The organism is Methanobrevibacter boviskoreani JH1 (genome assembly GCF_000320505.1).
GTDB classification, from domain to species: Archaea; Methanobacteriota; Methanobacteria; order Methanobacteriales; family Methanobacteriaceae; genus Methanarmilla; species Methanarmilla boviskoreani.
Window position 1 is genome coordinate 317,688 of the sequence record NZ_BAGX02000020.1, and the last position, 24,813, is coordinate 342,500.

Below are 24,813 nucleotides of genomic sequence, written 5' to 3' on the forward strand. Positions count from 1 at the left end.
TATTTTATGAAAATTCCATATGATTAAATTAGTATTTGAAAATTAGTTTATTTTTTTAATTATTGTTAAAATTAAGTTATAAGGATTGATTATTTTTTTTAAATATATTAATGGGATAGAAAAATTAGTTATAAAGATAAAATGGATTTACTCATCAAGAGTAAATTTTCCATCTCTTTTTAGGAACTTAACCTTGGATTTTCCCATAAGAATACTTTTATCCCAGCCATCATAGGTTTCTGGGAAATCTTCCCTATAATGTGCTCCTCGGCTTTCACGTCTTATAGTTGCAAACTTGACTATTAGAATAGCAACTTCACACATATTGATAACCTCAAGTCCCTCTTGCAAGTCTTTATTATAGGTCTTATCAGAGGATATTCTCATGTTGTTAAGCTTATTGTTTTTGATGTCAAGCAACTTTTTAAGTGCAAGACGTAGGTGTGTTTCGTTTCTTATGATGGATACATTTTCCCACATTATGGTCTGTATTTCCTTTTTAATTTCACTAGGTTTGTATTCTCCGTCTTTTATAAGATTTTTAATACGCTGTTCCTCTTCTTCGACGGATTTATCGTTTCTTTCGAATTCCTCTATCTCTGATGCAATACTTGCAGCCTTACCTGCACGTTTTCCAAAGACCTGTGTCTCAGCAAGGGCATTTCCACCTAAACGGTTTGCTCCATGAACTCCACCGGAAACCTCTCCACATGCATATAGACCTTCAATTGTGGATTTACCATTGACATCAATAAATAATCCGCCCATGCAATGGTGTGCGGTTGGTGCAACCTCCATAGGCTCATTCTTAATGTCCACACCTACATCGGCAAATTGCTCCACCATTGTCTCGAGCTTTTCATCGATTACATCATCATCAAGATGACTTATATCAAGGTAAACTCCACCGTCCTCTGTTCCTCTACCTTCCCTGATTTCATTATAGATAGACCTTGCAACAACATCACGGGTTGCAAGTTCACCTCTGTCATCATAGTTGAACATAAATCTCTCATGGTTCTTGTTGAACAACTTTCCACCTTCACCTCTTACGGCTTCGGTTACAAGTACACCTGCCCTTGATTTAGGTTTTATCATACCTGTTGGGTGGAATTGTATTTGTTCCATATCAACTAGATCTGCACCGGCATCCCATGCAAGCGCATATCCGTCTCCATTCTTCTGGAAGGTATTGGAGGTTATAGGATATAGTTGTCCTGATCCTCCTGTTGCAAGAATAACCTCTTTTGCCTGGAAGAAGATGGTACTTGAATCTTTAAGATTGAATCCTACAGCACCTATTACCTTTGGGAAATCATCATTGTTTAAGATTAATTTTGTAATCATTACCTCATCAATGGTTTCAATGTCCCTCTTAATAACCTCTTCCTTAAGTGCTGTAATGATTTCATGTCCCGTTCTGTCTCCTGCAAAACATGTTCTTCTGTATGTCTGTCCACCAAACGGTCTCTGATTTAGTTTTCCATTTTCCTGTCTATCAAATAGTGCACCATAGTTTTCTAGATCCACTAGTCTGTCAGGTGCCTCGTCCACTAATACATTCACTAATCTACTATCATTTAGATAGCTTCCACCTTTTAATGTATCTTTAAAATGTGCTTTTTTACTATCATCGGAGTCTACAAATCCAAATGCAGCATTATATCCTCCTTCAGCCATTCCAGTACATCCGGATCTAAATGAAAGACCTTTGGAGACAATGATTGGTTTTTTACCTGCCTTTGATACTTCAATAGCAGCCCTTGCACCTGCTCCCCCAGATCCTACAATCAATACATCAGATTGGATTATTTCACTTTCCATATTAGTTTCCTCTATTTGATTTTATAAATTAAATCTATCATTGATTTTAAAACAGTCAAATTGTTTTTTATTTGACTTAATAAGTTGAACTTTAAAGTAATAGTTTAATTAACTATCTTTGGTTAGGTATTCTTTAATATCCTCGATGGTTAAAATTGGCATATCCCTTTCTTTAGAGAATTTGATTATATCTGGCATTCTTGCCATTGTACCATCTTCTTTGGTGATTTCACATAGGACACCATATGGTTTAAGACCAGCTAATTTCATTATTTCAACATTAGCCTCTGTATGTCCGTCACGTTCTAATACTCCACCGTTTTTAGCTCTAAGTGGGAATACATGTCCTGGATGATGTAAATCACTTGGTTTTGCACCGTCTTTGGTTGCAGCTTTAACTGTTGTTACCCTATCTGCTGCTGAAACTCCGGTTGTTACACCTTCTGCCGCTTCAATGGATATTGTAAAACCTGTACCATATGTACTTGTATTGTTTTCCACCATTAAAGGTAAATCCAATTCATCGGCTTTACTTTCTGGTAGGCATAGACATACTATTCCACTACCTTCCCTGATGAGCAATGCCATTTGTTCATTTGTTAGATTTTCAGCTGAAAAGAACATGTCCCCCTCATTTTCACGGTCTTCATCATCGGTAACTATAATTCCTTTTCCAGCTTTTAGATATTCTATTGCTTTATTAATACGATCTATGTATGTTCCTTCTAACATTTCTTCATGATTCATAGTAATTAACTCCTGATATTTTATAAAGTTTCTAGATTAATACTAGAATCAGGGCAAAAAAAGATTAATAAATGCCAATATATAAAAAAATAATTCTATAGATTTATATATTTACTTTCTAAATTCTCTTTCATCCGGACTTTAACCGTTGGTTTTGGATTTTCACCAAATCAACACTTCATGGTGCTCGTGGACTTTTTAACCTATTTTAAATTACCACCAGTGGAGAATTTCACTCCGCCCTGAGAATAGCAAGATTCTTTATTCCTTTAAATATTTATTTTTTATTAGTTATAAAATGTTATGATTTTATTTGAAATTTAATTTAAAAATTACTTCCTTTTAAAATATTTTATAGACTGGATTTAATGTCTCTCTATTAATCCTATTCTTAACCTGTGTTTTTTCATTGATTTTTTATAATAATAGTTATATTTAAATATAATTCACTTAAAATTATTATTGTTAATTACTATTTATTTTTATATAGAAAGATTTTTTTAATTATTTTATGAGGTTTATTATGAGATTAGAAGGTACTGTTACTACTGGTTTAGGTAAGGCTGCTTATTTTTTAGGACAAGATTTCTATAAAAATCAATTTGAGGAAAAATGTGGTTTTATTCCATATCCCGGTACATTGAATATTATCGTTCCAGAAAAAGATCTAGATAATATTGCTGTTATGAAGAATAATTGTCCTAATGTTATTGTATCTGATCAAGGTTTCGGTGGTGTTAAATATATTAAAGCTATTTTGGAAGACACCATAACCGGAGCTATTGTTTTTCCAGATAAAACCACTCATGAAGAGAATTACCTTGAGTTTATTGCTCGTGATAAATTAAGGGATAAGTTAAATCTTAATGATGGAGATAAAGTTACACTTGAAATTGATATCTAATTTAACTTTACCTTTTATAATTGTTTTTCTATTTTTAAAGTCAGGTTTTAAATCTGTATATTAGATTTTCTTTTAGTATGCTTTTTTTTTAAATGTTTCTATTATTTTAGTCTATAAGTTTTTTTAAGTCTATAGAATGAGATTTTCATTTAGAATTAATTTTTATATTCCCTATTTTTTTTTATTTTTTTTTTTTTATTTTATTTTTTTTTTAGTTTATAGTTTCAAGTGTAAAAATTATATTTAGTTTTTAGATTGGTTTGTTTTAAAATTAAATTAATTTCCAATCTATAATCGAATCTTAACCAAACATTAATTCTATTTTTACACTTGAAATACACCACTTGAATGACATTTTTTTAGAATTCTTAATATTCCCTATTTGTTATAGATGTCTAGAATCTCATCATAATCCAGGTATCTGTCAAATGAAGGTTTTTCCTCAATATATCTGATTAGATTTATATCAAAGTTTTCATTCATGGTTTCATATGCCTTGATTGCGAAATCCTCAAATTTGATTTCAACCTCAGGTGTTGCGCCTCTTTCCTCTAGTTTTACCTTTGGTATTGCTATCACGTCTTCTATTCCTGTCTCGGATTGTATGTATCCTTTTACGCTTTCGAATATGTCCATGTCATATACCTTGTTTAATACAATTCCTTTGATGTTTATACCAAAGTCCTTTAGTTTTTTAGCATGTGCGGTTATATCGATTGCTGCAGACTCAATTCCACCTTTGTTTACACCGGTTGTAAGTATCATAGGAATATTTCCGGCTCTAGCTATCTCAGCACCGGAGTAAGGTATTTTTCTATTTAACATCCCTGTAAATACACTCATCACACCTTCAATCAATACCACGTCATAGTTGGAATTTTTAAGGGATTCCAATACGTCTGGAAGTTGACACCAGCCGAGATTTGATATTTTTATTGAGCCATAGTCCTCCATATATCCATTGGTAAGGTATAGACCTGGTACTATGTCTCTTATATCCGGACCAATCTTTATAAGTCCAACGTTAAGGCCTTTTTCTCTTAGTATTCCTGCAAGACCTGTGGTCATAAATGTTTTACCACTGTCGGAACCTGTACTTCCAATTATAAGGCAGGTAGGCAATTTGCCTTCCTGTTTTTTGAGATCTTTTGTAAGGCAGTTTTTACCAGGTATTCTGATTTCCACATTGGTGTCGATACCAATCTCTCTATTGATATTCCTCACACATTCCCTATTTCTTTCAAGTATTGATGTTCTATCATCCTCATCTGCATCTATAAATTGAAGGAAATTCTCCACAACCTGGGGATTGTTATCAAAGATTCTATGTATTACGGTTCCAACTATATTTCCATTGTCACTTACTACACCTGACAGGTGTTTTTCCCTCTTGTTTCCATAATTGATTCTTTTTAACTCTGAATAGATTAGGGGTTTAGCCTCACCTTTAATGTCCCCATATGTGTGGCAGTGAAAACCTGTCACTGGTCCCTCTATATTTCTAGTTAGGAATGAGTCTCCTACAATCTCACCTTCAACCTGGTCTGTAGATATTAATGGTGAAAAGTCAACATCTAACAGTCCCAGTCCCTCTTTAATTATTGGTATCGGTGATTTTCTGCCTACATCTGTCTGATTCGCTAATAGTTGAAAACCAGAACATATTCCCACTATAGGTTTTCCTTCCTTGTTCATAGAATATATCTCTTTAGCTAAATCACTATCTCTTTTGATGGACTCAGACTCTACTATGGTTCCTCCTGGAATAATTAATGCGTCTAATTCTTCATGTGCTTTGTTTCCATTAACCAATCCATTTGATTTAACTAAGTCTGTTGGAAGATGCCCGAAATTTTCATATCCTGGAACAGCTCCCTTAACATATGTAAGGCCTATTTTCATTCTATCACTTACTATTTTTTTCCTTGATAAATTAGTTTACATTTATTTAATCTATAAAATCTATCATATAATCTTTGATTTTACTAAAAAATAATTAAATATTTCATATAAAATTAGCTGTTTAGTTAATTAATTTTTAACTATTCAATGAATTTATAAATAATATTAAAAATAGTTCAAACTTAAAAATAATGGTTATGGATTTATCTAATAAAAAAACAAGCAATTGGCAATTTTTTCAATTTATATGTATTCTAAACTTTATTTAAAGGTTTTAATTTAATTTATTTGTCTTGGAATAAAACCCTTATTACTTTAATATAAGAGTTAGAAATTATCTAAAATATAAACTAGATTATTATATTCTTTGTGATATCTACTCTTTTTTTAGTTTACTAGGTGGCCATATCTCATTAAATGCTTGAAAGTTTTCTGTATTAAGTATATCTGTGAAGATGGTCTTGTTCTTACTACTCATATATTCTAGAAAATCATCTTTGTATTGGCTCTTTGAAATCTTATTGAATTCTTTTTTTGATAGGGTGTAAAAATCTTCTTTTAAGTCACAACTCAAACATTTCATTGTTAATCTAAATGCGTCTATTCTATAGTCTATCAGGTCCTTTTTATAGGCCTCATAGTAACCGTTTTTAACAAACATGTCAAATAAAATCACACCACTAGGTATGATGTCAAAGAATTTCCTATCACAGTTACCTGTAATGGAATCAGAGTGAACCCTTCTTACATATAGGTGTTTTTTGATTAGTGAAATCCTTTCAGCTTTAAGCCACACATAATAGAAGAATGGATTGTCCTCAAAATATATCCTATCTGGAAACTTAGCATTAATGTTCTCTAGAAATTTCCTTCTATAGATCTTCTGACATGCGCTGACAGGTAGCTTAAATAGGAAATCCCTAGTATGGCTGCTATCAAAAACGCAATTGTAAAAACTGTCATCTAGCTGATTTAGATTGGACCAATCATTCTCATGATATTCTCGAGTATCATTATTGTAGTTGGTCATCTGAAACATTGTAATATCGGTGTTGTTTTCTTTTGCCTCGGTATATGCCTCTTTAATACAATCTTCTACAATCCAATCATCGCTGTCAACAAAGGTGATATATTCTCCTTTAGCTATTTTCAATGCTTTGTTTCTACTTGAGCCAAGTCCAATATTCTCTTCGTTATTTATAATTGTGATTCTGTTGTCTTTCTTTTCATATTCCTTTAGAATGTCCAGACTGGAGTCTGTAGATCCGTCGTCTACAAGAATTATCTCGATTTCTTTAAAGCTCTGATTTAAGATACTTTCAATGGCCTCTTTTAGATATTTCTCTCCATTATAAACAGACAATATTACACTAACTTTTATATCAGACATAGTTAAACCCTTTATTTTTTTTAAAATTAGTAATATAGAATTAAAATTTATTAAATATAAATCCTTAGTAATATTTAAATATTTTTAAAAAATAGGGTTGGTACAGGTTCCATTATAGATTCAAATAAAATCTGCTTGATTGTTTCTTTGTCTTTAAAGCAAAAATAGTAATAAAAAAAGTAGTTTTAGAAATAAAAAAAATAAATAGAATATTTATAATTCAAAAGCGGAGATTGCTTGAATTATTTTTTCATCATCTTCTGGTTTAGCCTGTAATTGTAGACCTACAGGAATGCCCTCAACCTCTCCAGCTTTAATACTTGCTGCTGGAATACCTGCAAGATTAGCTATTACAGTTAAAACATCGTATGCATACATTTCCATTGGTTCTAACTTGGTACCAATTTTATGTGGAAGCTTTGGAACAGTAGGACCGACTATTAAATCAACATCTTCCAACATTTCGTTGATTTGGTTTCTAATAAGTGACCTTGCTTGTAAAGCCTTCTTATAGAATTTACCACTATATTCTTGTTGTGAGATATATGATCCGATTTCAATTCTTCTAAGTACCTCTTCACCACAGGTTTCTTCAATTCTTGAAGCATATTCCCTTCCATCATATTTTCTTGTAGCTGAGAAGAATTCAACATAGTTGATTAAGTAATAGGTTGGAAGACAGATGTCAATATAGTCAAAGTTTAATTCTACAAGCTCTGCACCTAGAGATACAAGTTTGTCAATAGCCTTATCCACTACCTCATTGATTTTATCATCGGTAACCTCTGTAAATTCCTTAACCTTAGCTATTTTCATACCTTTAAGTGGAAGTTCCATATCTTTGGTGTTTACAGCTATTTCAGTGAAGTTTGGTAATTCATTGTTTAGGGTTGTACATTCCTCTGGATCATATCCTGCAATTGTGTCAAGTGCAAGGGTGAGTCCTGTAACATCACTTGAAATAGGTCCTATCTGGTCAAGACTCATTGATAAGTCAAGTAGACCCTGTCTAGATACAAGACCATAGGTAGGTTTAAATCCTTCAACACCACAGTGTGAAGATGGGTTTCTGATAGATCCTCCGGTATCTGAACCAAGTGCAATATCACACATGCCTGCTGCAATTGAAGCTGCACCTCCACCAGATGAACCACCGGTGATTCTTCCAGGTGCTGCCGGATTGTTACATACTCCATAGTATGATGTTTCTGTAGAACTTCCTGCTGCAAACTCATCCATATTGTTTATTCCAATAATAATTCCGTCTTCAGCTTTAATCCTTTTAATAACAGTCGCATCATAACTTCCTATATAATCCTCTAATGTTTTACTTGCAGCTGAGATTGTGTAATCCTCTACATTTATGTTTGCCTTTATACCAAAAACAATACCTGCTAATTGTCCTACTTCTTCACCATTAGATATTTTTTCATCAATTTCTTTAGCTTTGTTTATAGCATTCTCTTTATTGATTTCTATAAAAGCATTAATTGATGGATTTTTCTCATCGATTACTTTAATATAATTATTAACATTTTCTAATGCTGTTAATTCTCCGTTTTTTATAGCATTAGCTTTTTCTAATACATTCATTAAAACACCTAATATAATTAAGTTAAAAATTAATTTTTAATAAGGATAATTATAAAAAATAATTATTTCAATAATAATATTGTTTTTATTTATTTAGATTTAAATATTTTATTAATTATTCACATTTTCACAATTACAATTTTAAAAAATATTTAATAATTCTCTTGTTTTTATATTGAAAAATGTGGACCTTGATTTTAAGGGATTATTTATCCTTTCCGATTATCATTTTTCATAAATAATAATATTTATATTAAAAAATAGTTGTCTTGTCTTTGTTTATTTATAAAAAAATAATAAAGTTTAAAAAATAGTGTGATTGGAAATTAATTTTAATTATAACCAATCGTATGCATTGAATTCACTTGGGAACTGATCTACTTCAACAAGTCCCTCTTTAAGCATCATTTCATTAAGGTTTTTATTATCAACGATTACAACTGCAACTGTTCTTCCATATTTGTCATGTGGCTGTTCATCATCAATATCCAGTGAGACTTCCTTATCAAGGCATAATTTTTTTACAAAATTTTTGGAGGCATTATAACCTTTGACTCCTCTTTCAGGGGCGTTTACATCGGCAAATCTTATTTTTTCCCCATTGTCTAAATAAATCGTATCACCATCGACCACTTTTGTACATACTGCCGTTTCTTCCACATGGCAGGTGGTGTCGTTATACTTGTTTAATATTTCACTAGCAGTCATTCCATCGTATTTGTCATCTGGAATATCATGGCTAAATCCTGTTCCAACATATTTAGCAGATACTGTTGTCAATAGTCCAACACATACCACTAATATTGCAGTTATCATTAATATTTTATAGGTTCTAGACTTCATACATATTACCTATTAAATTATTGTACTCTATTTATTAAAAAATTTTCTATATTAAAATATTTTCAGTAATTAAATTCTTTTCTAATCTTTTATCAGACAAGGATATTTTAGTTTTAATTATAAGTTAAAAATTATTAGTTATATTTTATAACTTATAACTTAAAAGTTAAAACCTATTGATTTAGTGTGCCGTTTCAAATCTTAATTTTTTTATAGAATTAAAATATATTATATAATAATTATTTTTTTTAAATGATTTTTATGAGGAGCAAAGCAATTGTCTTTGATAATTCAGGTACTTTAATTGAAAGATATAGGATTATCAAAGATTTGAATACAGGAGAATTTATTACAGACATTAATTCATTGAGTTTGATTGATAATTTGGATTGTGGAGCCTTAGCTATTCTACAGTTTAATACTGGATGTTTATCTAAGCTAGATTCCGATACCCTAATATCAGATTTAATTAATGATTATCATATCCAATTTACTGTAAGCTATTCCACTAGACGACTTTCACATGACGAGATATTGTCCATAATTAATAATGACGATGCAGTTATATCTGATATAACTGAGGGTTTTTCTATTCTAAAAAAACAAGTTCCAAATATGGAGATATGTAACGGCACTGCATTAATACTAGATTGTAAAAATAGGAATATAGCTTACACTATTACAACAGCAGGTAGATTCTTTAACAATGCAATCTTTACAGTTAATCAATTGAAAAATAGGGGTTATGACATTTTCATTGCATCTGGAGATAGAAGTGATGCAATCCAAACCTTAACCGAGTTTTTAGACATTGACCCTTCTCATGGCTTTCCAACTGCCACACCTCTTGGAAAAAGGGATATTGTAAAGTCCTTAAGAAAGGATTATGATAAGGTTGTAATGGTTGGTGACGGACAAAATGATTATTATGCATTTCAGGAATCAGATTTGGCTATTTTAACTATTGCACAATCCCTAATAGAATCAGATCAATTAATCTCATCCTCGGATTATATTGTTGATGATTTAATCGAATTGTTGAATATATTACATTAGATTGAATTTACCTTTAAAATTAGTAATTTGTAGATTTCGTAAGTATATTATTTTAAATTCTACTCTTTTTTTAAAATTTTGAATCTATAATATGTAAATTGCTCTTTTTCAATTTTTAAATATTATTCAATATACTATCATTTTGCTTATGATATGCTATAAAGCACTTTCATATATTGTATACTTTAATATCCTAGACTCTTAATTAATTCCTGTGTTTTTAAAACCTTCTCATAGGTATTTAATTCTATAATTCCCTTATCAATATATTTTAACAGGTTCAAATCTAATGTGCCTTCACCTAGTATTAGATGCTGGTCTTTTATTTTATTGTTATCGTTTATATGGAAATATTCAATGTTTTTTAGTTTAAAAAACTCCTGGCAGTCCTTACATGTATTGGCATGTCCTGTATCTATTGTTATTTTTGAGTCTGTGTTTTCTTGAATGTATTCGATTTCCTCAACTTTATTTCCAAGAAAGCTGTATCTTTCAGGTAGATTTTCTACAGAGATTTTTATATTGCCATGTTCCTTTCCATAGTCAACACATTGGCCAATGGATTCCACTGCAAGATCCAGTGCATACTTTCTAAGTTTATCGTCCTTTCTTCCTATCTTTCCAGGATGAACTGTTATGGCATTCGCACCAATCTTATTTGCCATATCGATTGTTTCTATTGTTTGTTTTACTGATTCCCTTCTTATGCCCTCATTGATACTTGCAAGATTTAAATCCACTGTTGGTCCATGAATGTTTATTTCAATATTACCTTTATCGCTGATTTTGATGATTTCATCATTTTTTTCTATATTGTATGCCGCATATGGACCTTCGGATAATATCTCAATTACCTCGAATCCGTCTCTTTTAGCTGTGTCTAGTATTTCATCCAATGGTTTTAAAAAGAGTGACAATGTGGAAAAACCTAATTTCATGTTTATTACCTTTTTTCTAATTTTATAATATCATTTTGTTCTATTAAATAATAGATTAATTGCTAACTATCTAAAAAGTCATCTATTAGCCATGAGGATATGCTTATATTTGATCTTCTTTCAATCTCATCTTTACTAAACCATCTTGCCTTTAAAATCTCAAAATTATCTACTTTTATCTCCCCGCTATCATATTCAGCTGTAAAACCTACCATTAGGGAATTTGGAAATGGCCATGATTGGCTTGCAAAGTATTTGACATTCTTGATATTGATGCCTACCTCCTCTTTAACTTCCCTGTGTACTGCTTCCTCAAGTGTTTCTCCAGCCTCTACAAAACCTGCAAGTATTGTATATTGTTTTATTTTGTAGTAGCTATGATATGCCATCAGGAGTTTATCGTCTTTTCTAATGGCTACAATTATTGCAGGTGCTATTCTTGTAAAGTTTATATGGCCACATTCTGGACATTTGAGCATCATTAGATCATCATCCATAACATTATGTGTTCCGCATACTCCACAATATTGGTGATTCTTATACCAATCCAAGATTTGTACTGCCCTTCCACCTATTAAAAAAAGTTCATCGTCTATTGGAAATACGTCTGTTAAGTTGTAAAATTTCTCGCTACTTTCTACAATATCTACAACAAATGCTGGCTTATTCTTAAAAGTTCCAATATATAATGAGAAATTCACGTTAAATTTCTTATTTAGTTCCTCTTCGTTGATTAAAGGAAGTTCATTCTTTTCATTTAAGTATAATTCCCTATTATAAAAGATAAAATAGTATGAATCCTCTTCTGTTTTGTAGTTTTCCTTGAAATCTATACTATAGTTATCATATAAACTTTTTTTTATCATATATAATAGTATTATTTTATATAATTAAAATCTTTCATTTTTAAGATAGGTTTATATACTATTATAACATATCAATTTTTAATATATGTCAAAAAAATACATATATTGTTTTTATATATAGGAGGTATTTCTTTGTCTGATGAGATTGATAATGATTTTTCAGATACTGAGTATGTTAATCATATAATGAATAAGGAAAACAAGACAATTGTCAATGGTTTTACCCATTTATTGATTTTATGGTTTTTATCTAAGGAAGATCTCCATGGTTATGCTTTAATGAAAAGATTAAATGAATTTTTCTCTCCTCAAATAGAATGTGGTTTTGTAAAGAAAGTCAGTTCTAGTAAGATCTATCCCATCTTGTCTGATATGGAAGAATATAAGATAATTGAAGGGGAATGGAAAGTCCAATCTTCTAAGAATATTAAAGTTTATCATTTAACTAATAGAGGTGAATTGATTTTAGAAGATATCTCAAAGAAAATTCAATATGTATACTCTATAAAGAATCCTTTATGGCAAGAATTTTTCCAAGATATATTCAAAGGTTCAAATGGAAAATAAAGGTGTTTAAATGAAAAATATTATTGAAACTTATGATTTAACTAAGAGATATAAGGATTTCACTGCTGTTAATTCATTAAATCTTCATATACCTAATAAAACTATCTTTGGTATGTTAGGTCCTAATGGTGCAGGTAAAACCACTACCATTAAAATGCTTACCTGTCTTACTATACCTACCTCTGGAACTGCGAAGGTAGGGGGATATGATATATTAGAAAACCCGAATGAGGTTCGGGAATTATTAGGAATGGTCCCTCAACAAGTAAGTCTCTATAAAGACTTAACAGTTTGGGAAAATGCAGAATTATGTGCGGATTACTATGGGGTTCCAGTAGATGAAAAAGAAGATCGTATTAACGAATTAATGGAACTTGTTGATATTTCTTATGCTAAGGATAAATTGATAGGTAAAATGTCAGGTGGTCAAAAACAAAAAGCATCATTAGTTGCTAGTTTAGTTCATAGACCAGAAATATTGTTTTTAGATGAACCAACCATTGGTTTAGATCCCACTACCAAACGTATATTATGGAATCTTATTGAGGAATTAAATGACGATGGTCATACAATTATCCTATGTTCCCATGATATGCATGAGGTGGATATGTTATGTGATAATGTTGGAATTATAAGTACTGGAAATCTAGTGGCTTATGATTCACCTACAGGATTAAAAGATACTCTTATTCGTCGTCAAAGAGAGGAATATGAATCTTTAAAAGATACATTGGCACTTATTCAAGATGAAAATAATACAGATGACAAATCTAGTAAATCTGATAGGGAAATAGAAAATAGTGAAGCTTTAAAGATTCAACAAGATTCATTATTTAAGTATAGGGAAATGTCGTTTTTAGTGGACGATTTAAATCAGGATCTATTAAAAACTTTAAGAGCAAATAAATATGTTCATAGTGTTGAGGTAAATGATTCAGGTAGAATAATCCTTGAAATAGATAAATTTGAGGATAAGGCTGTTCGATCTGTTCTTAAAACTTTGGTTAAAAACAAGGCTAAAGTCAGTTCAATTTCTACAGAGGAACCTTCACTTGAGGATGTATTTATGAAAACTACTTCCGAAGTTGAATTGGGACCAAGGGCTTGATACTATGGATTTAGAATATAGAAAATTATATTGGATGATTAAAAAAGAGTGGTTAAGTCTTAAAAGACATCCCTCCAGATTAGTGGCTATTATCATATTTCCAATAATCATGATTCTATTATTTGGATATGGTATGGGTGGAGACTTGACAAACTTACCTGTTGTAGTTGTTTCTCAATCTGACGGTCATCTAACTGACCAGACTTTAACAGATATAAAAGCCAATGATGCCTTTTCTGTTGTTGATATTATAGACAATGTAGATGATGGAAAGGCAATGGTGGATAGTGGTAAGGTTAAAGCGGCTATTATACTGCCTTCAAATTATGATGATAATGACACGACTCAGAAGACGGCCACATTGTATTTGGATTCCTCAGATCAAATGGCATCACAGGTTTTAATTCCAAGTTCACAGCAAATATTTAACCAGATATCTATTAATGAACTTCAATCCTCTAACTCAAACTTAGAGGTACAGAATTCAACAAATACTAATCCGGTATCCTCACAGATAAACAGTGCTAAATCCTCAATTAGTATTCAAATTAATAAGATATATGGTGATATTAAATATATTGACTTTTTAGTTCCTGCAGTTCTAGCTATGACTGTCATGATGAGTTGTATGATGGGTATGGGTGCAGCCATTGCTGGAGAACGTGAAACCGGAGAATTGGCTAGATTATTCATGACTCCTACATCTGTTGCTACAGTTATAGGTGGTAAGATTTTAGCCAAGTTATCAGTGGAAATGATGAGGGCAATTGTTTTATTGGTTGCGGCTATTATTCTCTTTAGTATTACTATTAAAGGAGGTATATTACAAACATTGTTATTACTCTTCATAGGAGCGTTATGTTTTGTTGGTTTTGGAGTGGCTTTATCTGCAAGGGCACAGACCCAGGAAGATTATTCCCAAATGGTAATGCCGTTTTCAATGCCGATGATGTTTGTGTCAGGAGTATTCTATCCTATAGAAACTATGCCTTGGATATTCCAGAAAATTGCATATATATTTCCGCTAACTTATTTAAATGATGCTATGAGGGCTGTTATGATTCAAGGACGTCCTTTATCTTCAGTATGGTTGGATATTTTAATATTATTAGGATTCACTTTATTGTTCTTCCTTATTGGAGTTAAAAGATTTAATAGAGATGTATAATTGGTGATATTATGTTTAAATCTAAGAAATTATTTTATGTATTATTGATATTTTTATCATTATCATTGGTTTTAAGTCCTATAAGTAGTGCAGATTGGCCTATGTTTCAAAAATCCCCAGATCATGTTGGTTATGTAGATGAGCCTAGCGATTTTGTAAATAATCTATGGACTATCAATCTCGGCTCTAACACTAACTCAACACCAATTGTCAAAGATGATACTTTATATGCAATATCAAATGACGGAGTTTTACATTCTATTGATTTAAAAAATGGTACTGTTAATTGGACCTATAAATTCTCAAATTCCATTTCAACAAGTCCTGTAATCAAAGGGGATATTCTATATGTTGGAGATTTAAATGGTAATTTCTATGCTTTTAATACCTCTTCAAAAACATTGAAATGGACATTCTCTAATCCGAAACCTATAGAATCATCAGCTGTTGTTGATAAAAACAATGTTTATGTAACTGCAGATAATGGTCATGTATACTCTCTTGATATTAAAGACGGAGATAAGAAATGGGATAAGGAAATAGGTGGTAAATTAAAATCTTCACCTGTCGTTTCTAGTGGTACCATTTATTTCGGTTCTACAAATGGTGGAGTTTATGCATTAAAAACTAGTGACGGATCTTCAAAATGGAATTTCACTACTGGTGATGCAGTACTTGCTTCCCCAGCTGTTAAAGGTGATAGATTAGCTATTGGTTCTGTAGATAATACATTTTATGTAATCAATACAAGTAATGGAAATCTGATATGGAAGGAAGAGATGGCCAATAAGGTTGTATCCTCAGCATCTATTGACGAATATAACAATAATATTTATGTTGGAGATGATTCTGGAAACATGACCTGTTTTGATTTAAGGGATGGAAAAACCAAATGGTCATATCAAACAGGTGGCTCAGTACAGTCTACACCTGCATTTTATAATGACACTATAGCATTTACATCTAATGACGGATCTTTATATATATTAAATAAATTTTCAGGTAAGGAGAATATGACCTATGGTCCAGGATACTATCTCTTTAATTCAAAGATTACAAGCTCTCCTGTTATTATAGGAAATACTCTAATCTTAACAGCTAATGATGGAAATGTATATTCACTTAATCTTTTAAAACAGAGTACTCCAATATCCGTATATGTATGGTATGATATTATAATTATAATCGTTTTAATTATAATTATTGGCGTTTTAATTTCCTTAAATAAAAAGAGAAAAGCTAAAAAACCTATAAAAAAGAAACAATATAAGAAATTTCAATAGATAATAATTTTATATTATTATCTTTATTTTTTTAAGGCACTTTATTATAAGTTATAAGTTATAACTCTTCTTTTAATTTTATTGCTATTATTAAGATTCTAAAAAATACTATTTTTTCATAAGCCTTCTATTATAAGTTATTAGTTATAACTTATTTTTTTTATTTTGCTAGTTTTTCTTATTAGATTTTAGAAAACTAAATTTTATTTTTCTAATTAAGTTAATATAAGTTATAAGTTATAAGCAATTTTTCTAATTTTATTTATTTCTTATTAAATTTTAAAAAAAGTAATTTTAATATTTTATTATAAGTTATAAGTTATAAGATATCTTTTTGATCTTATTAGCTATTTTATTTGATTTTGAAAATTAGTATTTTTTAATTTGAGAATTATTTATTTTAAAAAAAGGAAAAAGATTGAATAAAATAAATTTATTCATTTTTTATAAGAGGTATAGTTATACTAGATACATTGGAGACTCTTCCATCTGCATTTTCAATTTCCTCTGTTGCAGTTTTAATTTCTCCAATACTTGCATTTGGTACAAATCTATTTGTAGCTATTTCTGCTACATCTACAGCTCTATTTATAGCTCTTCCTCTAGCTTTTAATATTACTTCGTTTTTACCATTATTTACTTGTGTTACTACTGCTAATACATAGTTCATTACTGGTTTGTTACCGATATAAATTATATTTTCTTCGCTCATTTTTTCACCAATAGTTTGTAATTAGTTAATTAATAAAGATTATTCATTTAATTCTTTTTTGATTATTAATAGTTTATTTACAGCATTTATTACTGCTTGTACACTTGCTTTGATAATATCTTCATTAGCAGATCTACCTGTTGCTATGTTGCCTTTCTTATCATTGACTCTTACAAACACTTCTCCTAAAGCATCTGTACCACCATTAATTGCTTCAATATGGTATTGTTCTAATTCAAATGATGTTGTGTCTTGAATTAATGATTCAATAGCATTTAATGCTGCGTCAACAGGACCAACTCCAGTTTCTGCTTTTTCTTTAACTTTGTCATTAATTGTTAATCTGACTGTTGCTGTAGGTGAAACATTGTCCCCACTTGTTACAGATAAACCTGATAGTTCAACTATTTTCTCTTTTGAGGTATTCATCTCAGATAATGCAATTGCTTTTAAATCGTCATCAGTAATTGATTTTCCTTTATCACCTAATGCTTTTACACGTTCTAATACATCATCTAATTGCTTATCTGATAGTTTTATATTAAATTCCTCTAGTTTACCTTTAATAGCATGTCCACCACTTTGTTTTCCTAAAACAATTCTTCTGGTTTGACCTACCATTTCAGGACTAATTGCTTCATAAGTACCTGCATTTTCCATAATTCCATGTACGTGAATACCGGATTCATGTGCAAATGCATTCTTACCTACTATAGCTTTGTTTGGAGGTAAGTTCATACCTGTTACTCTTGATACAAAGTCAGATATATCATAAATTTTAGTAGTATCTACATCCATAGGATGGTGATATTCTAAGATTAAGCTCATTACAGTTTCTTCAAGTGATGCATTTCCAGCTCTTTCACCAATACCATTTATTGTTGCATGGAATTGATCTGCACCTGCTTCTAATCCCATTAGAGTATTAGCCACAGCAAGACCAAAATCATTGTGGAAATGAGTACTAATTGGAATGTTGATTTCTTGTTTTAAATCATAGATTAAAGTTTTAGCATCCATTGGAGTAAGAACTCCTACAGTATCTGGAACATTTATTACATCTGCTCCAGCTTCTTCAGCTGCTTTATAAACTTCTACAAGATAATCCCATTCGGTTCTTGTTGCATCCTCTGCTGAAAATTCCACAGTAAGTCCATGATCTTTACAATATTCGATTGTGTTTATAGTTTTCTCTTTAACTTTTTCTTTAGACATTTTGAGTTTATAATCCCTATGAAGTGGGCTTGTTCCAATAAATGTGTGAACATAATCTAAATCACAATCTAATACTGCATCAACATCTGCTTTAACTGCACGTGCTAATCCACAAATTGTACTATTCAATCCTAAAGCTTTAACTTTTTTAGCAGTTTCTTTTTCTCCTTCTGATGCTCTTGGAAATCCTATTTCCATCTTGTCTACACCGAGAATATCTAATTTTTCAGCTATCTCAATTTTCTCATCTACTGTTAAAGCTACTCCAGGAGATTGTTCTCCGTCACGTAAAGTAGTATCGAAGATTGTTATTTTCTCTGGCATATTTTCATATAAATCGTCCATTTTATACACTGGTTTTCTATTCATTTTAATCCTCCGATATACATTTTTTTTAGTACAATTTGTATTTTGTAGTTATATTTTTATTTATATATATAATTATATTTTATTATTTTTTCTTTAATTTTTTGTAAATCTTTAATTTTTTTAATTTTTTCATTTTCTAATGGTCTTATCTTTTATTTTTTTGGAATTTTTCACTTTTTTAACTTATAACTTATAACTTATTTTTTTGTTAATTTTTCCTTTTTAGTTAATTTCTTAATTTAATTCTGTTATAACTTATACGTTTTATAATTTTTATTTTCTTATAAGTTTTAACTTATAATATATTTTCAATTGTTTTTTTCTTTTTATAAGTTATAACTTATAATTTTTAATTAATTTCAGATTTAATTCAAGCTTTTTTGTATGTTTTAAAATATATTTTTTAACTATTATAACTTATAACTTATAATTTTTGATTATTTTAGTTTTTTTATCTTTTAGTCTTTTATTCAAATATTTTTTTAATTATTATAACTTATAACTTATAACTTAATTTTATTAGAAAACCTCAGTTTATTAAAATTGAATTTAAAAAATAAAAAAGTAGTTTTTTGTATATTGGATAATTTACTGGTACAATTTTCTTATATTTTTATCGAATAAGTATTTGCTTAATCTTATATTTGAGGTTCCCTTTCCACATGATTTAGTTTTTCTATGTTTAATTGCTTTTAAAACACTATCGATATCTTTTTCACAATCTATCTCTGTGTAGCAATCCATTATAAAACCTTTAAAATGGGCGTCACTAGATCCTATTTCTGCTATATTCTTTTTTGATGCAAGTTGTTTTCCCTTATAATTGGAATATCCAAATATAAATCTAGCATTTTTAGATTCCACTCCATCTATGTTTAAATCTGTATTTTTATATTTACAGAATAATCCATGTCTATAATAACAATATGGGTGCGGTACTATTGCAAGTCCACCTAAATCATGGATTTGGTCCACAGTTTCCTCAGGTGATAATCCTTTCTCTATTTTCTCTTCCACACCAAATCCTAATATATGTCCATATTCACTGCTGATTTCTATTGATGGAATTACAAATAAATCATCATTTTTTGTAAGTTCTCTTGCAACTTTTGAACCTTCTACTGTATTATGATCACTTAAAGCTATCATATCTAAATCTAATTCTTTGGATCTTTCAATAATCTCTTTAGGTGTGCTAACTGCATCACTAGAGTATGTACTATGTATATGTGGATCAAGTTTTAACATATTTATCATATCCATAATTGTCAAATATACTTCTTTTTTTATTTTTAGTTTATATAATGTTTTAATGATTTGATTAATCCTATGGTTCCTGTCATCATCACATCACCACCAGGACATGCATGATGATAATCCAAACCTGTTTTTTCAATTAAACCTCTTTTAGGACCTGATACAATTACTTTTTCAATATTTGATATTGGGTTTATTACATGTGCTCCATGACCATGGTCATTGTATATTTCTTCATTTGTAAGTGTACCATTTGCTAATTTTTTTACATATCTTTCTAGGGATTCTCCAGTAAGACTACTTGTATGATGTTCAAATACTCCCTGTATTTTTCCATTTTCAATTGATGCTACTGTGGTATGTCCATTTCCTATATCCATAACAATATAACTGTTTAATTTCAATGCTTCCTCGTCATAGCACATTCCACATATTGATGCGAATTTTGTATCCATTATTAATGGGGTATTCCTTATTTGCCACTTTGTTTCATTTTTTAACTTATTTTCTACAGATTTCATTCTACTGTAATATTCTGGTATATTTCCATACCACCCGAACTCCTCAGGTTTTAGGGGATTTTCTAATTTCTCTCTAATCTTTTCAAATCTGAAATCCCTATCTCCCATGTTTTCATTATATCCATGATCCTGTACAGCTACCGCAATATAGTCAAAGTCAAAATCTAAGTCATACTCTTTTAAAAATCCAGCTAATTTGTCTATATCTATATCATTAAGTGATATTCTAGTGTAATCTTTATACTTTTTGCTGTTTTTATCCTCATCATATACTACTTCTATACCATATGATTCTACCTGTTTCAAATCGTCCCTTATGGTTTTTGCGCAATATGATTCCATAGCTACATTGTATCCCTTGTCCATATGTTTCAATATAACATTTTTAAGTTTTCCACCTCCCATAATATTTCCTTCAAAGTAGATATCATCATTAATATTTTTGATTTTTTGAGCTATCAATATATGTGGTGAAGGTAAAACTACTTTTATAGAGTTTTCCACTTCCTTTTCCGTGTTATAATATATTATATCTTGTGTTCCTGTTCCTACATCAATTGCCAATATTTTCATACGAAATCCTCTGATTATTTATTAATATTACTATTTTGTTTTAATAATTTTTATAATTATCACTGTAATTTACTTATAACTTATAACTTAAAAGTTATTTCTTAAAAATTCTAACATATTATTTATAAGATATAAATTACAATATATAAGATATAAGTTAAAAGGTAACATTTTTCACTTATAATTTAAACTTAATAAGTTCTAATTTTTAACTTAAAATTTATAAGATTTCACTAAAATTGCTATTACTTAGAATTTATAAGTTTTAATTTGTCATTTAAACTTGTTAATAATCATATGGAGTTTATATATGGGAGAAATAATTGCTATAATGAATCAAAAAGGCGGTTGTGGTAAAACTACTACTGTTGTAAATCTTGCAACTTCTTTAGCAGTTATGGGAAGAGCTGTTCTCATTGTAGATATGGATCCTCAAGCAAATGCAACTACTAGTTTTGGAATTGATAAAACAAAACTTGATTACACCATATATTCTGCAATTAGTGGAGAGGTTTCAATTAAAAAGGCAACCTTTCCAACTTTTATTCAAAATCTATTCATTGTACCAAGTAATATCTCTTTAAGTGGTGTAGGAGTAGAATTAAGTAAACTAGATAATTATCATATAATTCTTAAAAATATTTTAGATGAAATTAAAGATTTATTTGATTATATCTTAATAGACCTACCTCCATCTTTAGGTGTTATTACAATTAATGGATTAGTTGCATCTGATAGTGTAATCATTCCTATTCAAGCAGAATATTATGCTTTAGAAGGAGTAGCAGATTTAATTAATACAATTAATCTAGTTGAAACTAGATTAAGAAGTCCAACCCCTATAAAAGGAATTTTATTAACTTTATATGATACTAGGACTAGACTTAGTAGGGATGTCTTCAGAGAATTAAAGAAATATTTCGATGGAAAGGAACATTTGTTTAAAACTGTTATTCCTAGAAATATTAAATTAGCTGAAGCTCCTAGTCATGGTAAACCTTGTATAATTTATGATCAAGAAAGTAATGGAACTACCGCTTATTTAAAATTAGCTCAAGAAATTTTAGATATGGAAGAAGATGATTAAGGAGGAAAAATATGTCTAATAATAAAAACTCAGGTTTAGGTAGAGGTTTAGATTCTTTAATTCCATCAGATTATTATGATGAAAATTTTGATGCTAATTCCACTAAATCTTTAGAAGATATGTTGAATGAGAGAGAAGATCTCAAACATAAAGATGAGGCTCCTAAAGGGGAAAATGAACAAAAGGAAATTACTCAGAAAGAAGAAGTTCAAGAGGATCAATCTTCAAAGGAAAGTTCAGATTCAGAAGAGAAATCCCTGGAATTCTCTAAAGATGAGTCTGTTAAAATTGAGGATGATCCTTTAGTAAAGCAACATGTGGAGGAGGTTATGGAGATTGTTCATAAGAATCCTAGAATAACTTTATGGTCTGTTAAATCTTCTGCTGTTTTTAGATATTTAAGAAAGACTCAACCTGAATTTAGTATTAGTAAAGAGGCTTCTAAATTAATTGATGAGGCTGTTTCTCAAAAATACCCTGATATATGGAAATTATTTGAAGATGAGTAGTTTATTTCCTTGATATATCTTTTTTTTTACCTTTTAATTCTATTACTTTTTTATTATAAGTCCTTTTTTTAATTTTTTTATATTTTTAATTCCTTTTTAACTTTTTTTCATAATTCCCGTAATTCCACCTGCTCAAATTCCTTGTTTTCTTGCTTTTTTATTATTATAACTTATAAGTTATAACAATTTTTAATATCAACTTCTTGTTTGCTATTGTAAAATTATAAGCTATAACCATTATTTTTAAATCCTGTTTTCCTTTTTTTCTTATAATTTATAAGTTATAACTAACTATATTCTAATAGCTGATTGTCAATGTTCATTAAAACTTATAAGTATAACTATCTTTTTTGAATTTCTTCCAAACAGCTTTCTATTTTATTAGTATAACTTATAACTTATAATCATTTATTAAAACTAGCTTTTTTATTATAACTTATAATTTATAATTATTTAAGTAATTTAGTTTCTTTATTTTTGTTATAACTTATAACTTAAACTTTATTTTTATAATCTCGTTTCCTATTTTCTTAGAACTTATAAGTTATAATACTTTTTTCATGATTCAACTTTTTTCTTATTTTATTATAAGTTAAAACTTATAACTTTTTTTAAGAAAGCTAATTTTCCACGTTCCTCTTAAAAGTTATAACTTATAATTCTTCTTTAAAATTAGCTTTCATTATAACTTATAACTTATAATTATATTAATTTAGATTAGTTTCCTTATTTCATTATAACTTATAACTTATAATTCTTATCCAAGCTGTGTTTTGTTTTGTTAAAATGTTCTTAGAACTTATAACTTATAATTTTTTATTAAAATTATATTCCAAACTCTTAAATCTCTTAGAACCTATAAGTTATAACTTTAATTTAAATAATCTAATCTAAAATTAGCTTTTATTTTTGATTATAACTTATAACTTATAACTAAATTTTAATATTATATTCTTTAATTTAGGATTCAATTTTTTTAAAAAAAAGTAGAAATTAAATAAATTCATTTAATCTTCAAATATTATGATTGGATTTAAAAAATACTTTATTTTAATAATCCATAATTTGAAAAAACTATTGATCTATTTAATATTTATCTAAAGCACTTTGATAGTTACCTTTTAATTTAATATAAGGTTCTGCTCTTGAGGTAACAACACCTAATTTCTTTAAATCCTCAATTTCTTCAAAAGGTTTGTTTTTACGTATATCCATAATTTTTCTTGCAGACTTAATCCCTATTCCAGGAACCCTAATTAAATCATGGTAGTTTGCATTGTTTACCTCTAATGGGAATATGTTCATATTCTTTGCAGCTAAAATTTTAGGATCCTCATTTAAGGATAAATTTCCATTACCATCAAATATCAATTCTTTAGTTTTAAAATGATAATCGTTTAGTAATGAATCGGCATGGTATAATTGTCCTGTTCTTTTAAGATCACATTCTGTTTTATTTTCAAATTCGGTTCCTTCTAATGGTTGAAATCCTGAGAAATAACTTCTTTTCAGATTTGTTTTTTTATAGATCTTCTCCATTCTCTTTAGGATTTCGCTGTCTGTCTCATCATTAGCACCTACAATCATCTGGGTTGTAGGTCCTGAGGGACATAATCTCCTGTCCCTTTTTCGAATTGAATCAATCCAGCTTAACCTTTTTAATATGTCCTTATTGTAATCCTTTGTAGATGACATCTGGGATAGACCGTCTGCAGATGCGGCTTCAATATTAATGCTTACCCTATCTGCAAGCTTCATGGATCTTTTAATGTCATCTTTAGAGGCACCTGGAATGATTTTTAGGTGAATGTAATCCTGGTATCCATATCTCTTTCTTAATATGGAACAGGTTTCTATAAGTCTGTCCATTGTATTGTCAATGGTGTCACTAACTCCGCTACTTAGAAACAGACCGTTCACATAACCTTCCGTATAATATTTTAGGAATACCTTTGCTATTTCATCAGGACTAAGTTCTATTCTTGTAAAGTCTCTTTGGCATTGATTTATGCAATACTTACAATCATTTTTACACTTGTTAGTCATTAATGTTTTAAAAAGTGGAATAGTACATCCATTTGATCCTGTTGCAGGATATATCCCTGGAAGGTTATGTTGTGAGCTTTTTTGATGATTTACATAATCACATAAATCAAACTGTGCACTGTCACTTAGAACCTGTGTTTTTTTAAGACTATCCATAATAAATCAGCTAAAGTTTTTGTTAATAAACTATTTATTTTATTGTTTTTAATATTTTTTCCCTATATAAATTTTTTATTTTAATGCAATTGATTTTTAAAATTCCTTTAAACCATTACCTATTCTATTGATTTTCAGTGTTTTCTATTAAAAATTTAAAAAACTTTTAATATTATTAT

At 29.5% G+C, this 24,813-nt stretch carries 21 protein-coding genes and 1 riboswitch; of the genes, 8 read left to right on the plus strand and 13 right to left on the minus strand.

Going from position 1 to position 24,813, the window contains the following annotated elements:
- Positions 1-147: 147 nt before the first annotated feature.
- A complete protein-coding gene (gene tfrA / locus ON24_RS05515; RefSeq protein ID WP_016357642.1) occupies positions 148-1,824 on the minus strand; it encodes a fumarate reductase (CoM/CoB) subunit TfrA in 1,677 nt (558 codons plus the stop codon).
- A 108-nt stretch (positions 1,825-1,932) separates the two neighbouring features.
- Complete coding sequence (ribB, locus tag ON24_RS05520; RefSeq protein ID WP_016357643.1) at positions 1,933-2,571, minus strand: 3,4-dihydroxy-2-butanone-4-phosphate synthase; 639 nt, start codon at positions 2,569-2,571, stop codon at positions 1,933-1,935.
- A 118-nt stretch (positions 2,572-2,689) separates the two neighbouring features.
- Positions 2,690-2,825, minus strand: a riboswitch (FMN riboswitch).
- 269 nt (positions 2,826-3,094) lie between these two features.
- Between ribB and ON24_RS05525 the strand changes: the two genes are divergently transcribed.
- Positions 3,095-3,475 (plus strand): DUF120 domain-containing protein, encoded by a 381-nt coding sequence (locus ON24_RS05525; RefSeq protein ID WP_040682202.1) that lies wholly within the window; start codon positions 3,095-3,097, stop codon positions 3,473-3,475.
- Positions 3,476-3,853: 378 nt separating this feature from the next.
- Here ON24_RS05525 and ON24_RS05530 read toward each other — a convergent pair whose 3' ends face one another.
- From ON24_RS05530 to ON24_RS05545, 4 genes are all read right to left on the minus strand, one after another.
- Complete coding sequence (locus ON24_RS05530) at positions 3,854-5,377, minus strand: nucleotide-binding protein (protein ID WP_040682203.1); 1,524 nt, start codon at positions 5,375-5,377, stop codon at positions 3,854-3,856.
- Between the two features lie 376 nt (positions 5,378-5,753).
- Positions 5,754-6,767, minus strand: a complete 1,014-nt coding sequence (locus ON24_RS05535; protein ID WP_016357646.1) for a glycosyltransferase family 2 protein — start codon at positions 6,765-6,767, stop codon at positions 5,754-5,756.
- A 213-nt stretch (positions 6,768-6,980) separates the two neighbouring features.
- The gene (gatA, locus tag ON24_RS05540; protein WP_016357647.1) at positions 6,981-8,360 is read right to left on the minus strand and encodes an Asp-tRNA(Asn)/Glu-tRNA(Gln) amidotransferase subunit GatA; all 1,380 of its coding nucleotides are present in this window, start codon (positions 8,358-8,360) and stop codon (positions 6,981-6,983) included.
- Between the two features lie 336 nt (positions 8,361-8,696).
- Positions 8,697-9,203, minus strand: a complete 507-nt coding sequence (locus tag ON24_RS05545; RefSeq protein ID WP_016357648.1) for a thermonuclease family protein — start codon at positions 9,201-9,203, stop codon at positions 8,697-8,699.
- 261 nt (positions 9,204-9,464) lie between these two features.
- Here ON24_RS05545 and ON24_RS05550 point away from each other — a divergent pair, with 261 nt between their 5' ends.
- Positions 9,465-10,259, plus strand: coding sequence for an HAD family hydrolase (locus ON24_RS05550; protein ID WP_040682204.1), 795 nt, complete (start codon positions 9,465-9,467; stop codon positions 10,257-10,259).
- Between the two features lie 185 nt (positions 10,260-10,444).
- Here the strand turns inward: ON24_RS05550 and ON24_RS05555 are convergent, their stop codons facing one another.
- Together ON24_RS05555 and nudC are read right to left on the minus strand one after the other, a co-directional pair.
- Entirely contained in the window at positions 10,445-11,197 is a 753-nt protein-coding gene (locus ON24_RS05555; protein ID WP_016357650.1) for a sugar phosphate isomerase/epimerase family protein, read from the minus strand.
- Positions 11,198-11,259: 62 nt separating this feature from the next.
- Positions 11,260-12,063, minus strand: coding sequence for an NAD(+) diphosphatase (gene nudC / locus ON24_RS05560; protein WP_016357651.1), 804 nt, complete (start codon positions 12,061-12,063; stop codon positions 11,260-11,262).
- A 132-nt stretch (positions 12,064-12,195) separates the two neighbouring features.
- Between nudC and ON24_RS05565 the strand changes: the two genes are divergently transcribed.
- The 4 genes from ON24_RS05565 to ON24_RS05580 are packed head-to-tail and all read left to right on the plus strand — an operon-like array spanning position 12,196 to position 16,189.
- Positions 12,196-12,630, plus strand: coding sequence for a PadR family transcriptional regulator (locus tag ON24_RS05565; protein ID WP_016357652.1), 435 nt, complete (start codon positions 12,196-12,198; stop codon positions 12,628-12,630).
- 10 nt (positions 12,631-12,640) lie between these two features.
- Entirely contained in the window at positions 12,641-13,738 is a 1,098-nt protein-coding gene (locus tag ON24_RS05570; RefSeq protein WP_016357653.1) for an ATP-binding cassette domain-containing protein, read from the plus strand.
- A 4-nt stretch (positions 13,739-13,742) separates the two neighbouring features.
- Positions 13,743-14,906: an ABC transporter permease gene (locus ON24_RS05575; protein WP_016357654.1), complete on the plus strand. Its 1,164-nt coding sequence runs from the start codon at positions 13,743-13,745 to the stop codon at positions 14,904-14,906.
- A gap of 11 nt (positions 14,907-14,917) precedes the next feature.
- On the plus strand, positions 14,918-16,189 hold the full coding sequence (locus ON24_RS05580) for an outer membrane protein assembly factor BamB family protein (RefSeq protein ID WP_050553567.1): 1,272 nt from the start codon (positions 14,918-14,920) through the stop codon (positions 16,187-16,189).
- A gap of 433 nt (positions 16,190-16,622) precedes the next feature.
- Here ON24_RS05580 and albA read toward each other — a convergent pair whose 3' ends face one another.
- The 4 genes from albA to ON24_RS05600 form a co-directional block, all read right to left on the minus strand.
- Positions 16,623-16,901 (minus strand): DNA-binding protein Alba, encoded by a 279-nt coding sequence (gene albA, locus ON24_RS05585; protein WP_016357656.1) that lies wholly within the window; start codon positions 16,899-16,901, stop codon positions 16,623-16,625.
- 39 nt (positions 16,902-16,940) lie between these two features.
- Positions 16,941-18,485 (minus strand): 2-isopropylmalate synthase, encoded by a 1,545-nt coding sequence (locus ON24_RS05590; protein ID WP_050553568.1) that lies wholly within the window; start codon positions 18,483-18,485, stop codon positions 16,941-16,943.
- Positions 18,486-19,073: 588 nt separating this feature from the next.
- Positions 19,074-19,733, minus strand: coding sequence for a PHP domain-containing protein (locus tag ON24_RS05595; RefSeq protein ID WP_236254927.1), 660 nt, complete (start codon positions 19,731-19,733; stop codon positions 19,074-19,076).
- A gap of 44 nt (positions 19,734-19,777) precedes the next feature.
- Complete coding sequence (locus tag ON24_RS05600; protein WP_040682205.1) at positions 19,778-20,836, minus strand: DUF1786 domain-containing protein; 1,059 nt, start codon at positions 20,834-20,836, stop codon at positions 19,778-19,780.
- 310 nt (positions 20,837-21,146) lie between these two features.
- Between ON24_RS05600 and ON24_RS05605 the strand changes: the two genes are divergently transcribed.
- Both ON24_RS05605 and ON24_RS09130 read left to right on the plus strand, forming a co-directional pair.
- Positions 21,147-21,923 carry a ParA family protein gene (locus ON24_RS05605; protein ID WP_016357660.1) on the plus strand — a complete coding sequence of 259 codons (777 nt, stop codon included), beginning with the start codon at positions 21,147-21,149 and terminating at the stop codon, positions 21,921-21,923.
- 11 nt (positions 21,924-21,934) lie between these two features.
- Complete coding sequence (locus ON24_RS09130) at positions 21,935-22,432, plus strand: hypothetical protein (protein ID WP_040682206.1); 498 nt, start codon at positions 21,935-21,937, stop codon at positions 22,430-22,432.
- A 1,086-nt stretch (positions 22,433-23,518) separates the two neighbouring features.
- Here ON24_RS09130 and ON24_RS05615 read toward each other — a convergent pair.
- Entirely contained in the window at positions 23,519-24,634 is a 1,116-nt protein-coding gene (locus ON24_RS05615) for a radical SAM protein (protein ID WP_040682207.1), read from the minus strand.
- Positions 24,635-24,813 lie beyond the last annotated feature (179 nt).